General features: G+C 55.0%; 7 protein-coding genes. 1 reads left to right on the forward strand and 6 read right to left on the reverse strand.

Translation table 11 applies throughout. The annotated features are described in order from the left end of the window. Nucleotides 1-99: 99 nt before the first annotated feature. The 4 genes from ACQ4N8_RS22200 to yicI all read right to left on the reverse strand — a co-directional run bounded on the left by ACQ4N8_RS22200 (nucleotide 100) and on the right by yicI (nucleotide 6,335). Nucleotides 100-1,005 carry a carbohydrate ABC transporter permease gene (locus ACQ4N8_RS22200; protein WP_430706528.1) on the reverse strand — a complete coding sequence of 302 codons (906 nt, stop codon included), beginning with the start codon at nucleotides 1,003-1,005 and terminating at the stop codon, nucleotides 100-102. A 16-nt stretch (nucleotides 1,006-1,021) separates the two neighbouring features. Beyond that, a complete protein-coding gene (locus ACQ4N8_RS22205) occupies nucleotides 1,022-2,002 on the reverse strand; it encodes an ABC transporter permease (protein ID WP_430706529.1) in 981 nt (326 codons plus the stop codon). A gap of 105 nt (nucleotides 2,003-2,107) precedes the next feature. After that, on the reverse strand, nucleotides 2,108-3,880 hold the full coding sequence (locus ACQ4N8_RS22210) for a sensor histidine kinase (RefSeq protein WP_430706530.1): 1,773 nt from the start codon (nucleotides 3,878-3,880) through the stop codon (nucleotides 2,108-2,110). Nucleotides 3,881-4,016: 136 nt separating this feature from the next. After that, nucleotides 4,017-6,335: an alpha-xylosidase gene (gene yicI, locus ACQ4N8_RS22215; protein ID WP_430706531.1), complete on the reverse strand. Its 2,319-nt coding sequence runs from the start codon at nucleotides 6,333-6,335 to the stop codon at nucleotides 4,017-4,019. A gap of 135 nt (nucleotides 6,336-6,470) precedes the next feature. On the opposite strand from yicI, the gene ACQ4N8_RS22220 reads away from it, so the two are divergent. Next, the gene (locus tag ACQ4N8_RS22220) at nucleotides 6,471-7,376 is read left to right on the forward strand and encodes an AraC family transcriptional regulator (protein ID WP_430706532.1); all 906 of its coding nucleotides are present in this window, start codon (nucleotides 6,471-6,473) and stop codon (nucleotides 7,374-7,376) included. A gap of 147 nt (nucleotides 7,377-7,523) precedes the next feature. Here the strand turns inward: ACQ4N8_RS22220 and ACQ4N8_RS22225 are convergent, their stop codons facing one another. Together ACQ4N8_RS22225 and ACQ4N8_RS22230 are read right to left on the reverse strand one after the other, a co-directional pair. Then, nucleotides 7,524-10,382 (reverse strand): glycoside hydrolase family 3 C-terminal domain-containing protein, encoded by a 2,859-nt coding sequence (locus ACQ4N8_RS22225; RefSeq protein ID WP_430706535.1) that lies wholly within the window; start codon nucleotides 10,380-10,382, stop codon nucleotides 7,524-7,526. Between the two features lie 216 nt (nucleotides 10,383-10,598). After that, nucleotides 10,599-12,149, reverse strand: a complete 1,551-nt coding sequence (locus ACQ4N8_RS22230) for a response regulator (protein ID WP_430706533.1) — start codon at nucleotides 12,147-12,149, stop codon at nucleotides 10,599-10,601. Nucleotides 12,150-13,033 lie beyond the last annotated feature (884 nt).

Consider the following 13,033-nt stretch of genomic DNA (forward strand, 5'->3'; position numbering starts at 1 on the left):
ATTGTATAACAGGCTCTGCCTGCTGATACCGACTTCAAACTTCCTATTTGCCCCGTTTCCGGACAAGTAAGGGCTTTCATTCCTTGCCACGATTATCCACTAAGCTTTGACGGCTCCAAGCGTCATCCCGTCCACAAAGTAGCGTTGCAGGAACGGGTAGATGAACAAGATCGGCACGGTGACGACGATGGTAATCGCCATTTTGATCGATTCCGGCGACACCTGGGCCATCTGGTTGGCCATATCGTTGGCGTTGGTCATTCTCGCGCCCTGATTGGTGCTCTGCAGAATTTTCATCAGCTCGTACTGTAGGGTAGTCAAGTGCGCTTTGCTCCCGTTGTAAAGGTAGGTGTCAAACCAGGAGTTCCACTGGCCTACCGCCAGAAACAAGGCAATCGTTGCGAGTACCGGTTTGCACAGTGGCAGGATGACCTTGTAGTAAATCGTAAAGTCGTTGGCCCCGTCCAGCTTGGCGGATTCCTGCAGCGCATAAGGCAGACCGTCGATAAAGGAACGGATGACGAATACGTTGAAGGCACTGACGATGCCCGGCAGGACATAAATCCAAAACGTACCGATCAGATCCAAATGACGCATCAGCATGTAAGTCGGAACCAAACCGCCGGAGAAGTACATCGTCAGCGCAAGGAACGTCGAAACGAATTTGCGCGATTTGAAATCGGGCCGGCTTAGCGTATAGGCCAGCATGGAGGCGCTGATCAAACCGAGCACCGTGCCGAGAGCCGTCCGGTAAATCGTGATTTTGAAGCCCTGAATCAGGCCGGTGTAGCTGAATATCGTTTTATAATTCTCCCAAGTGAACTCCCTCGGCCAGATATAAATGCCGCCCCGAACCGTGTCCGTGGAATCGTTCAGGGATATGGCCAGCACGTTCAGGAAAGGGTACAACGTGATGACCAGGATGAGCGACATGAGAATGATGTTGCAGAAGTTAAATATTTTGTCGCCTCTGGTGAGATTGAATGCATTGCTTTTGCTCGCCATCTTCGTTTCCCTCCCCTTACATGATGCTTTCTTTGGTTGTTTTTTTCATGATGCCGTTTGCCGTCAGCAGCAGGATGATGCCTACGACCGAAGTAAACATACTGATCGCCGTACCGTACGAGAAGCGGCTGATATTGATGCCGTAGTTGAGGGCGTACAAGTCCAGCACTTCGGAATAGTCGGTAACCAGCGAGTTGCTGAGCTGGAATTGCTTCTCGAATCCGATGCCGATCAGATGGCCGATCGACATGATCAGCAGCACAGAAATCGTCGTCCGGATTCCCGGAAGCGTAATGTTCCAGATTTGCCGGAAGCGCCCGGCCCCGTCGACCTTGGCCGCCTCGTAAAGTTCCTTATCGATGCCGGTGATGGCCGCCAAATAAATAATCGCGTTCCAGCCGGTTTCTTTCCATACGTCAGAAGCGGTTACAATTCCCCAAAACCATTTGCCTTGAGCCATAAACTGGATCGGCTCGTCGATGATATGCAGCGCCACCAGGATTTCGTTGACGATCCCTCCGTCGATGGAGAGCATTTTCGTGATGATCCCCGCGACAACGACCCACGATACGAAGTGGGGAAGGTAAGAAACCGTCTGCACCGTTCGTTTGAAGTATTTGCCGCGAAGCTCGTTCAGGAAGACCGCAAAGGCAATCGGAATGATGAATCCGGCGATCAGTCCCATGATGCTCATGGCCAGCGTATTTCGAAGCACGAGATAAAACCGCTCATCCTGAAATAAGTCCACGAAGTTTTTAAATCCCACCCATTTCTGGTCCGTGAAGGATTTGGACGGCTTGTAGTTCTGAAAAGCCATCGTCCATCCCCAGACCGGAAGATAGTTAAAAACAAACAACCAAATGACAAATGGCATGGACATAAAATAAAGATATTTCTGCTGCATTATGCTCCGCCAGATTCCGTTCGTCCGCTTTTTCGACGGTTTAGGGGTTGCGCTTTCATTTCTAGTCTCTGGTTGAGCTGATAGCGTTTCCATGCATTGTTTCCCCCCTTCTCTGCTATAGTTTTATGATAAGCCATGGGAGGAATCGGAAATACCCGAGAGATTTCGAACAAAACCATATAATAATTAGATATTGCCTTAGAGCGGGATCGTAAAACTGATTTGCGTACCGGCGCCGCTTTCGCTGGCGATCAGGAGGCCGTGCTCCTCCCCATAGGACAAGACCAGCCTTTGATGGACGTTGCGCAAACCGATCCGTCCCTGCTCCGGCTCCTTGGCTCCCCCGATAAAGCGCATCACCTCGTCCAGGCGCTCCGGGGTCATCCCCATGCCGTTGTCGCGAACCGAGACGTAAACCAAACCGTCTTTCACCTCGATCTTCACTTCCACATGCACCCCCTCTTCCTTGTCCTCCACGCCATGCACGACGGCGTTCTCCACCAGCGGCTGGATGATCAGCGGCGGCACGCGGACCGCGGCAGCCGCGGGATCGATATCCAGGGTGAATTTCAGCCGGTCCTCATACCGGAACTTCTGGATTTCCAGGTATGATCCGACCATCTCCATCTCTTCCTTGAGCGGCGTGCTTTCGCGTCCGGCCTCGAGGTTCTTGCGCATCATTTTGCCCAGCATCCGGACGACGTTGGCGATCTCCTTATCCCCTTTGAGGTGAGCGTTCATGCGGATCGATTCCAGCGCGTTGAACAGGAAATGCGGATTGATCTGGCTGGCCATCATCTTCAGCTTGATTTCCCGCTGCGCCAGCTCCAGCGCATTGTTCTGCTCGGTCGTCTCGACGACCTGGTTCATCAGGCGGCGGATGCTCTCCACCATGTAGTTGAACTGCCGGGAGAGCTGGCCGATTTCATCGTTCCCGTCGATCCGGGACACGACCGTCAGATCGCCTAACGCCAAGCGGTTCAAGTGGCGGCTGAGCCGCAGCATCCGACTGGTCGTCAGAAAAGAGACGATATATACGAACACCAGCGCGATCAGCAAGACGAGCAGAATGATGAGAAGCCCGATCAGGCTGACGGTATTCGCGTCCTTGACGATCGGTTCGGTCGCAAACACCGAAATGAATTTCAGGCCGTTCATGCTCGATTCCGGCGTCAACGTGTCGACCACGAGATAGGACGGCTCCCCCTGGACGTCCACCTTAAACGTCCCTTTTTGCTGCGTCCGCAAATCGATGCCGTAATCGAGCGCTTCCAGCGTTTTGCCGACGAGCGAAGGATTTTTGGCGGCCACGACGTACCCCAAATCATCGGTGATCAACGTTTCGAACGGCTCCTGCTGGAGCATCCGGTTCAATTCATCCTGGTTCATGACAACCATCAGGACCCCGCTTTTTCGCGTGTCTTCAAAAGAGATTTGCCGGACCAGGCTCAATTTGCGGACCGGAATTTCCTGATTATCGTTAATGTAAAACCAGCCGATGCTCTTCCCCGACATGGCCTGCTTATACCAATACGACGTTTCGATATCCTCGTTCACCGGAATCAATTCCAGATTGTTGATCAAGGTCGGATTGTCGTAGTAAAAGCGAATCCCGGAAATTTCCCGGTATTGCCGGACATAGTCGCGGAAATCGTCATAAGCCAGATAAGCTTTGGTCAAATCGAGCACATCGGCATACCGGGTGTCCACTATCGATTGGAGGCCCTGGTCGAGCATAAAGATATCGGAGATGTCGGTAGGGACGCGGAGCATCGTGGCGGTTCGGGTCTTGACCTTCTCGACGTTATTGGTCGTCTGCGCGATCGCCCTATCCATCGCTTGTTGTCTGAAATAGGCGGTAACCGCCACCCCGACGATCAGCACGGGGATCATGACGACGACGATATAGGAAATGAGCAGCTTATGCTTCAGCTTCAGATTGTTGGTCGTACGGATGATTTTATCCAGCATGAGAACACCTCCTGAAAAGAGAAATATCCCCTTCTTGCCGGGGAAAGGGGATATCCAGGCATGCCCGGCAAGCCATCGGGCCGCCGGGTATGCCTGTCACGTATTAAGTTAGCCGCGCCTTTCGGTCCGGCACCAATTATTTCAAAGTGATCTGAAGTTCAGTTCTGCCGCTGAAGGAGGAAACCTCCACCGCGCCGCTATTTGCGAGCGTTGCGCCTTGCACGGAAGCCGCTTCGCCCATGCCGTGCAGCGTTACGTAGAACGGCTTGCCCACCCCTTCGGCGGTCAGCTTTAAGGTATTGCCTTCACGAACGGCGGTCACTTGAAGCTCGGCGTCGCCTTTGGCGTTGTATACGGTTCGCGATGACGTCACGCCGCTTTCGATCTGGTACAAGCCTAGCTCTACGCCATCCGCATAGTCATAATCCGGACGGGTGTCGCTGGACCCGGTCGCCAGGATCGAGTTCGGGCGAACGAACAGCGGCAGGCTGAAGAAGTCGTATTTCTCTTTGCGCCATTTGCCGCCTTCCACCGTTTGTTTGGTCAACAAATGCGTCCATTGGCCTTCCGGCAGGTAGTAGGTCACGTCGCCTTTTTCGCTGAATACCGGCGCCACGAGCAGCGAATCGCCCAGCATATATTGGCGGTCCAGCGTTTCGCTGGCGGGATCGTCCGGGAATTCCAGGAACATCGCCCGCATCGTCGGAACGCCCTGCTGCGTCGCTTGTATGGCCGTATCGAACATGTACGGCATCAGACGGCATTTCAGCTTGGTGAAGAAGCGCGTTACGTCGACGGCTTCGTCGTCGTATGCCCAAGGCACGCGGTACGAGCTGCTGCCGTGCAGGCGGCTATGGCTGGAGAGCAAGCCGAAGGCAAGCCAGCGTTTGAACACGTGCGCCGGCGCCGTGTTTTCGAACCCGCCGATGTCGTGGCTCCAGAAGCCGAAGCCGGCGAGGCCCAGCGACAAGCCGCCGCGAAGGCTTTCCGCCATCGATTCATAATCGGCGTAGCAGTCGCCGCCCCAGTGAATCGGGAACTTCTGGCCACCGACCGTTGCGGAGCGGGCGAACAGAGCCGCTTCATTTTTGCCCAGCTTCTGCTCCAGCACCTCGAAGACGACTTTGTTGTACAGATACGTGTAGTAGTTGTGCATTTTCACCGGATCGGAACCGTCGTGGTACACGACGTCCGTCGGAATCCGCTCGCCGAAGTCGGTTTTGAAGCAGTCGACGCCCATGTCGACCAGCTCGCGGAGATAGCCTGCAAACCATTCGCACGCTTCCGGATTCGTAAAGTCCACGAGCGCCATGCCCGGCTGCCACAAATTCCATTGCCAGACGTCGCCATTGGCCTTTTTCACGAGATAGCCTTTTTGTTTGCCTTCTTCAAACAGGCGGGAGCGCTGCCCGATGTAAGGGTTGATCCACACGCAGATCTTCAGGCCTTTTTCTTTCAGGCGCTTCAGCATGCCGACCGGATCCGGGAAGACGCGCTCGTCCCATTTGAAGTCCGTCCAGTGGAATTCGCGCATCCAGAAGCAGTCGAAGTGGAACACGTGGAGCGGCAAATCGCGTTCGGCCATGCCATCCACGAAGGAATTGACCGTCGCCTCGTCGTAATCGGTCGTAAAGGAGGTCGTCAGCCACAGGCCAAAGCTCCAGGCCGGCGGCAGCGACGGCTTGCCGGTCAGATCGGTGTATTTGTCCAGCACGTCCTTCGGCTCCGGGCCGTCGATCACGTAATATTCGAGCGATTCGCCGGGAACGCTGAACTGTACTTTTTTCACTTTTTCCGAAGCAACTTCAAATGACACCGCACCCGGATCGTTGACGAGTACGCCATACCCTTTGTTCGTGACATAAAAAGGAATGTTCTTATAGGACTGCTCGGAGCTCGTTCCGCCGTCCTTGTTCCAAATATCGACGACTTGGCCGTTTTTGAGGAACGAGGTGAAGCGTTCGCCCAATCCGTACACCCACTCGCCGACGCGCAGATCCAGCTCTTCGCGCATGTAAGTGTTGCCGTTATTTTCGGTCACGTGGGCCATCGATTTGAAGCCGCTGCCGGTAATCCGCTCGTCGCCGCGATAAAAATCGACCGACCACCCCGGCCCTTTATTGATGCGGACGCTGAGGTTACCGCTCTTCAGTTCGGCGTATTTCTCGTTTTCCGTGATTTCGGCGTGGGAACCGCCTTCGGCTAATTCAAAATGCGGGCCATGGTCGACCGTGCCGGCGAAATGAATCAGCTTCACGCCGATGACGCCCGGCAATGGAGAATGGAACTGCATCGTCAGCAGCGTCGTATTGATCATATCGCCGCGGCCGCGAATCGGGGTCGTCGATGCGGAAGCGATCAGCGTGTTGTTTTGGACCATGAAATCATAGGCTTGAACCGCGGTGGACAGCGTGAATCCGTCGCGAATCAACCAGTTGCCATCGGTGAACTTCATGTGTAAATTACCGCCTTTCTCGTCACATTGTTTTTCTGCTGAAAACGTTTTATACTTGCATTATACTGATACTATGATCAATAAACTAACATAATCGAGCGAAAATATAACACTATTTTGACGAGGTGAACAAACATGGATCAAGCGCTCCGCCGCTCCCTGAAGGAAAGCAAAAGCCACGGCAACGAACGGCTTCCGTTCGGCACCTACTGGTACCGCTACGGCCCGGGCGAACACGTCATCGATTGCCATTGGCACGACGAAGCCGAGTTTTTCTATTGCCTCGAAGGCGAAACGCTGTTTCAGGTTGACACCGACTATTTCCCGGTCCGGGCCGGGGAAGCGGTGTTTATCGACGGCGGCGACATCCACGCCGCGCATGCGCACGGCGAGCAGGGCTGCACCTTCTTCTCCCTCGTGTTCGACACGCAGCTGTTGGCCAGCGCCCATTACGACGCGGTCCAGGAGAACCTCATTCTGCCGCTGCAGGAACGGAAAGCGACGTTTCCCCGCCACATCCGGCGCGAACAGGCGGCGGACATCTCCCTGCTGGAGCATATCCTGTCCATGATGCGAAGCTGCAGCAACGAATCCCCGGGTTACGAAGGGGCCGTCAAGGGCCATCTCTATTTGATGCTGGCGGAGATCGCCGCCGTGGGCCGGGCCGTCAGCCGCACGTCCAGCGGCAGCCGCAGCGAATCGTCCAAAATCGAGCGGCTCAAAACGGTGATCCTGCACATCCAGCATCACTATGGCCAACCGATCCGGCTGGCGGAGCTGGCCGCGCTGATCCCGATGAGCGAAGGCCAGTTTTGCCGCTTCTTCAAGTCGATGACCCGGCAGACGCCGATGGACTACATCAACTCGTACCGGATCCGCCAAGCCGCTGAACTGCTGCGCGAGCCGGAGCGCAAAATCTCCGATATCGCGCTGGAGGTCGGCTTCGACAACATCAGCTACTTCATCCGGGTTTTCCGCAAGTCCATGAACTGCTCGCCTTCGGAGTTCCGCAAGAAGCTGCTGGCGCAGGCGGAGGCGTAGCCCAAGAAAGGCCCTATCCGCTTAAAACCCCTTAACTGCGAAAATTAGCTGGAAGATTTCCAGCTAATTTTCGTCTCGCCTTAGTTTGGCTCAAAATAACGGGAGAAAATCCCGTTATTTCAAACTTCCCCTTACTTAGTGCTGCTTCTAAAAAAGCCTGAACCAGCTGATTTGCGCCTCGCCTTGGAGATGCAGATACACGTCGTGCCGGCCGGACAAGCCGGCCGCGGCTTTGGCGGTTACCGTCGTCCAGGCCTGGCGTCCGCCGGTAGGCAGGATCGGACAGGTCACGATAGACTCGCTCTCCGGAGCATCCAAAGTAACATGGATTTCGCCACCGCGCAGGTTCCCCGATACGCGGGCTTCGAACCGGGAAGCCCCTTCGCCGAATTCGACGTCGCGGAAGGCGATCCAGCCGCCGTTTTGCTTCAGCCGGATGCTTTCGCCTCCCTCGCGGCATTCGTCGAGGAATACCCCGTCATAATCGTCATAGTTGACCGCTTGGACCGGTTCGCGCAGCGAGCGAGGCGGAACGGTTTCGCCGTCCACCGTAAACGTTGCCGCGGCGGCCACGCTGCCCGATGAAGGTCCGACCATGATCGTATATTCGCCCGATTCCACGCAGTAGCGATCCCGGGTCACATCCCAGAAGGCCAGCTCCTCCGCCTTTAGCGTAAACGTGACCCGCTTCGATTCCCCCGGCTGCAGATGCAGGCGCGTGAAGCCTTTTAAGGTTTTCAGCGGACGCGGCACCCGCGATTGCTCGATCCGCACGTACAGCTGCGGCACCTCGTCCCCGGCCACCGTGCCGGCGTTCCGGACGTCGAACGAAACGTTGACCTCGCCGTCTTTGTCCACCTTCGTTTGATCCATCGTAAGTCCGCTATATTCAAACGTCGTATAGCTAAGCCCATGCCCGAACGGATACAATACCTTCCCATCGAAATACTGATAGGTCCGTTTTCCTTTGATAATGTCGTAATCCTTCAGATCCGGCAGCTGATCGACCGATTCGTACCAGGTCATGTTCAAGCGTCCAGCCGGATTGTAGTCGCCGAACAGCACGTCGGCCACGGCGTGGCCCAACTCTTGGGCGGCATGGGCCGTGAACAGGATCGACGGGACATGGTCGTTTTCCCAATGTACCGCAAACGGATAGCTGCCGACGATGACGACCACCGTGTGCGGATTGGCCGCCCGCACCGCCTGAATGAGCGCTTGCTGCGCAGGCGGCAGCACGATGTCCGCGCGGTCGATCGTTTCCTTCGCGTTGATGAATGGGTTGTTACCCACGAAGACGATCGCCGTCTCCGCCAATTTGGCCGCATTCACTGCCTGTTCGATACCGTTCTCCACGATTTCCACGATCCATTTTTCACCCGGCAGGTTGGTATCGGCTTTAACGGCATTATCAAAAACGTTTTCGCCTACAGCGATCAAGCCGCCGCGCTCGTTCAGGACGATCGGCCGCCCGTTCCACGCCTTCATCTCTACCTTGCCGCTTGATGCCTGACCAAAGCCAAACACTTCCTTAACGAACCAGCCGCTGGCTTCATTCGAGGTCGCCGTCAGCAGGCCGTTTTCGGTTTCCGTGACATATTTGCCGGTATCCACCGACCGCAGAGTGATCGAGCCCCAGCCCCAGTCGTTTCGTTCAAATACCGCCGCATCGGCTTCATGATCGCAAGTCGCCGCCAGGACGGCTTCAGCGCCTTCGCCGGACGTGACGCAGACGTATTTGCCGCTTGCCGCAGAACGCAGGCGAATGCGGTCCAGACCCGTTCCGAACTGGACGGGACGATCGGCCATTTTCTCCTTCACCCCTTGCAGCGGGGTCACGCGGTACGGCGGCGTGCCGCTGTACCAGTCGGTAAACGCCTCGTCGGCCAGCGGCCCGATGACCGCAATCGAACCGAGGTCCCGGGACAAGGGAAGCAAACCTTCGTTTTTCAGCAGCACGACCGATTCGCGGGTTGCCGTTAACGACAAAGCCGCATGCTCCGGCGCGCACAGCTTTTCTTCCGGCATGTTGCTGTACGGATTCCGCTCCTCCGGATCGAATTCGCCGAGCCGGAAACGGACGCGGAACGCATTGCGCAGCGCGTGGTCCAGATCAGCTTCCGTCAGCAGTCCTTGCTCCAGCGCGTTCCGCAGCGCCTGGAACATGATCGGCTGATCGTCCGTCATGCTGTCGATGCCAGCCTTGATCGATCCCGCCACCGCTTCCGCGTAGGATTCCACGTAACGGTGTTCCATCACCGTACCCATCACGTCGCCGGCGTCGCCCACGACGAAACCGTCCATGTTCCATTCGCCTTTGACGATGTCGTTCACTTCATGGTTAAAGTTACAAGGCGTACCGTTGATCCCGTTGTATGCCGTCATCATCGAGCCGGCGCGGCCTTCGCAGAATGTCCGTTCGAACGCCTTCAAATAATATTCACGTTTGTTCCGCCGGTCGATGCTGACCGATTCGCAACCGCGATCGATTTCATTGTTGTTGCCGTAAAAATGCTTAAGCGTCGCCACGGCCTTGTAATAGAACGGATGGTCGCCCTGCAAACCCTTCACCAGCTCGGTCGTCAACGCCCCCGTCAGATGAGGGTCTTCGCCATAGGCCTCTTCGGTCCGGCCCCACCGCGGATCGCGCTCCATATCGACGGTCGGCGCCCAGATCGTCAACCCGTTGATCTCCGGATTTCGCTGAAAAAACACCCGCGCCTCATCGCCGATCACCGAGCCGATTTTACGCAGCAGCTCGGGATTCCAGGTACAGGCCAGTCCCGTATTTTGCGGGAATGCCGTCGCTTCTCCCAACCAAGCCATGCCGTGCGCGCCTTCCGTGCCGTGCTTGTATTTTTTGACGCCAAGCCGCGGGACTTCCGTTTGAAATTGGCACATCAGCTCGATTTTTTCGTCCGGCGTGAATCTGGAAATTAAATCGTCAACCCGCTCCGCCAGCGGCAAATCCGGGTTTTGAAAAGGATATTGGTTCGTGTTGTCCATCATACGATTACCTCGCCCCTATACTCTATATTTTCTGTAAGCGCTTAAGAAACGAGCCCTGCTACTGGCATCTTTTTTTGCCAATCCTATCATAGCTCGCCGCGAAAGCGCTTAATACACGGAACATTAGTCATCTTTTCATATAAAAATATCGCATGCCCTTAGCCAGGATTCCGCAACAAAAAAAGCACCTTGCGGTGCTTGCGGCATGGTCGGTCAGGCATGGTTCGCCTGCTTGCGGTAAGCGGATGGCGAAGTCCCGACGTATTTACGGAATTTACTGTGAAAATAATCGACGTTCGTATACCCGACCTTCTCGGCCACCTGGTACACCTTCAGCCCTTCTTCAAGGTAGGCTTTCGCTTTTTCAATCCGCACTTTGTCGAGGTAAGTGTTGAAATACTCCCCCGTCGTGTTTTTGAACAGTTTCCCTAAGTAAGCGCTGTTATAGTTAAAGATACCGGATAACATCTCGAGTTTCAGGTTTTCGCCGTAATTGCGGTGGATCAGATCTAGCATAATTTTGACTTCCCGATGCTTGCCGTCTTCCCCTAGCTGGTTTATGATTTGCTGCAGCAAGCCTTCCGCTTTTTCGTACAGGCTCAGGATCGTACGGGCTTTCTGAATCTCAGAGAAGCCGTCGGAAAATTCCTTGCCGCGGCTCTGCAGCTCCGGCGATTGCTTTAGGACTTTGCTGAATAGCGTCGTCAGCAATTCCACATAACGGCTTTTGATCTCTTGTTCAGAGGAGCCTTCGGTCATATACACCGCCCCCAACTGGCGCAGCAGGATTTTGACCGCATCTCGGTTGCCGATGTCAACGGCATAATAGAGTTGTTCCCCCAACTCCTCGGCCGAATGCCGGGTAGGATCCGCGAAGTCCGCCGAAGCTCCGGCCTGCATCGCTTCCGGGGACAACAGCGATCCATGATCCAGGAAGAACTGGTGCCGGATCAGCTCGCACGCGGTCAAATATGAATCCCGGATCTCCGTTAGGCAACCGACCTTCTCGCCCAGCGCCACGGAAAAATGCGCTCCCGTCCCGGCTAACGCCGCACCGATTTCGCGGTACACCCCGCCTGTTTCTACCGACAAAAGCGGTTCATTCAGGAGGACGCCCAGCTTGGCGTGAATGGCGAAAACATAGCCGCGGCCGGGGTCCTCGAACAGACGGGTCAAGGCTTTGCGGGCGAGCGAGTTAGCCTCGGCATCCTCCTCGGTTTGCAGGGCCAGCAGCAGGATTTGAAACGCCTTGCCGCTAATGCCGACTTGCCCGGCCCGCTCGCACAGCGGAGCGGTGTTCTCTTGATCCGTGCCGGTAAGCACGGACTGGATCAACGCTTCCCGGTTCCACTCGGCCGTCACGTGCTTCCATTGCTCCGAGGCCTTTTCCTCGTCGATCTCCAGCTTGATTTTCCATAAATAATCCGTCAATTCATCCTCGTCGACCGGTTTCAGCAGATAACCGTCCGCGCGCTGCGTCATGGCTTTCTTGGCGTAGCTGAAATCCGCGTAACCGCTGAGAATTAAAATATGCAGGAGCGGGTCCTGCATGCGCAGCTTCTCGATCAGTTGCAGCCCATCCATGCCGGGCATGCGGATGTCGGCCACCACCAGATCGGGGTGATGTAGTTTATATTTATCCAGCGCTTCATTACCGTTCGCCGCCGTATCGACGACGTCGTAGCCTTGGGCTTCCCAGTCGATGAACGTCCGCAGGCCTTCCCGCAGTTTGGGTTCATCGTCAACAATAAGCACTTTGATCATTACGCATTCCTCCAGCCGGAAAATTTGCCAGACACCTTCCAGCGAGCAACCTTGCCAAGCCGATAAAATTTAAATAAAAGCGTTTTCATATAATTATAAATGAGTTTTCTATCCATCAACAAACATTATTCTGTTCATTTATAGCACTATTTTGATGCAGGTCGAATTGGGATAGAGGTGCTTGACAGTCAAGCCGGCAGCCGATCATGGCAAGAAACGCGGACCCGCTGTCCGGCCGCTTTGCACGATTATCCCGTTTGATCAGGTAGCAGAGAAACAAAACAAGCCGGGAGCAGAAAATACTTTGTGGAAAAGCAGATAGGTTCGAGATCATGAGACGGTCTTGGGAAAAAAAATCGGGGTTGGGCGAAATGAAGCAGACCGAACGTGAGGGAGGGGCGAGACGCCGAAAAAAAGTGAAAAGACCGTGGTCCTGGCTGCAGGATCGCGATCAGCGCCTCCATGCAGGCCTGCTCGCTGTGATAACGGCTACTAAATGGTTGAAGACCGGTTCCCGCATTGACTTCCATGGCCGCTCACCCCGAATGAAGAATTCACGAACGCACGTTCGATTTATTCCATTATGCCAAACACACGTTCCTGTATCAAGTCAAAAATCTCACCTGAACCGCCTCATTTTTTCCTTATCTCTTACCCTAGCCCCCAACCCTAACCCTAACCCAACCCCTGGCGAAAGGGATAATCGTGCAAAGCTGCATGCAGAGACAACAAGTCTAATAAATGGCCTTATTCTCTCTTCGGGCGCTTCAAAAAGAGGAAATGACGATGCAAGATAGTTTAAACTGGTACCCATCCACTGGACACTTCAAAAAAAGTGTTTAGCGTATGGGTACCTTTTTGTATACTGGAAACAACAGTAGGGG

Origin of the sequence: Paenibacillus macerans, assembly GCF_050565405.1 — a bacterium.
Taxonomy (GTDB): Bacteria; Bacillota; Bacilli; order Paenibacillales; family Paenibacillaceae; genus Fontibacillus; species Fontibacillus macerans_B.

Bases quoted from the DNA above. Each gene is read 5' to 3' on its own strand.
- ACQ4N8_RS22205 (WP_430706529.1), bottom strand. From the start codon at position 2,002: ATGGAAACGCTATCAGCTCAACCAGAGACTAGAAATGAAAGCGCAACC.
- ACQ4N8_RS22225 (WP_430706535.1), bottom strand. From the start codon at position 10,382: ATGGACAACACGAACCAATATCCTTTTCAAAACCCGGATTTGCCGCTG.
- ACQ4N8_RS22230 (WP_430706533.1), bottom strand. From the start codon at position 12,149: ATGATCAAAGTGCTTATTGTTGACGATGAACCCAAACTGCGGGAAGGC.
- yicI (WP_430706531.1), bottom strand. From the start codon at position 6,335: ATGAAGTTCACCGATGGCAACTGGTTGATTCGCGACGGATTCACGCTG.
- ACQ4N8_RS22220 (WP_430706532.1), top strand. From the start codon at position 6,471: ATGGATCAAGCGCTCCGCCGCTCCCTGAAGGAAAGCAAAAGCCACGGC.
- ACQ4N8_RS22210 (WP_430706530.1), bottom strand. From the start codon at position 3,880: ATGCTGGATAAAATCATCCGTACGACCAACAATCTGAAGCTGAAGCAT.
- ACQ4N8_RS22200 (WP_430706528.1), bottom strand. From the start codon at position 1,005: ATGGCGAGCAAAAGCAATGCATTCAATCTCACCAGAGGCGACAAAATA.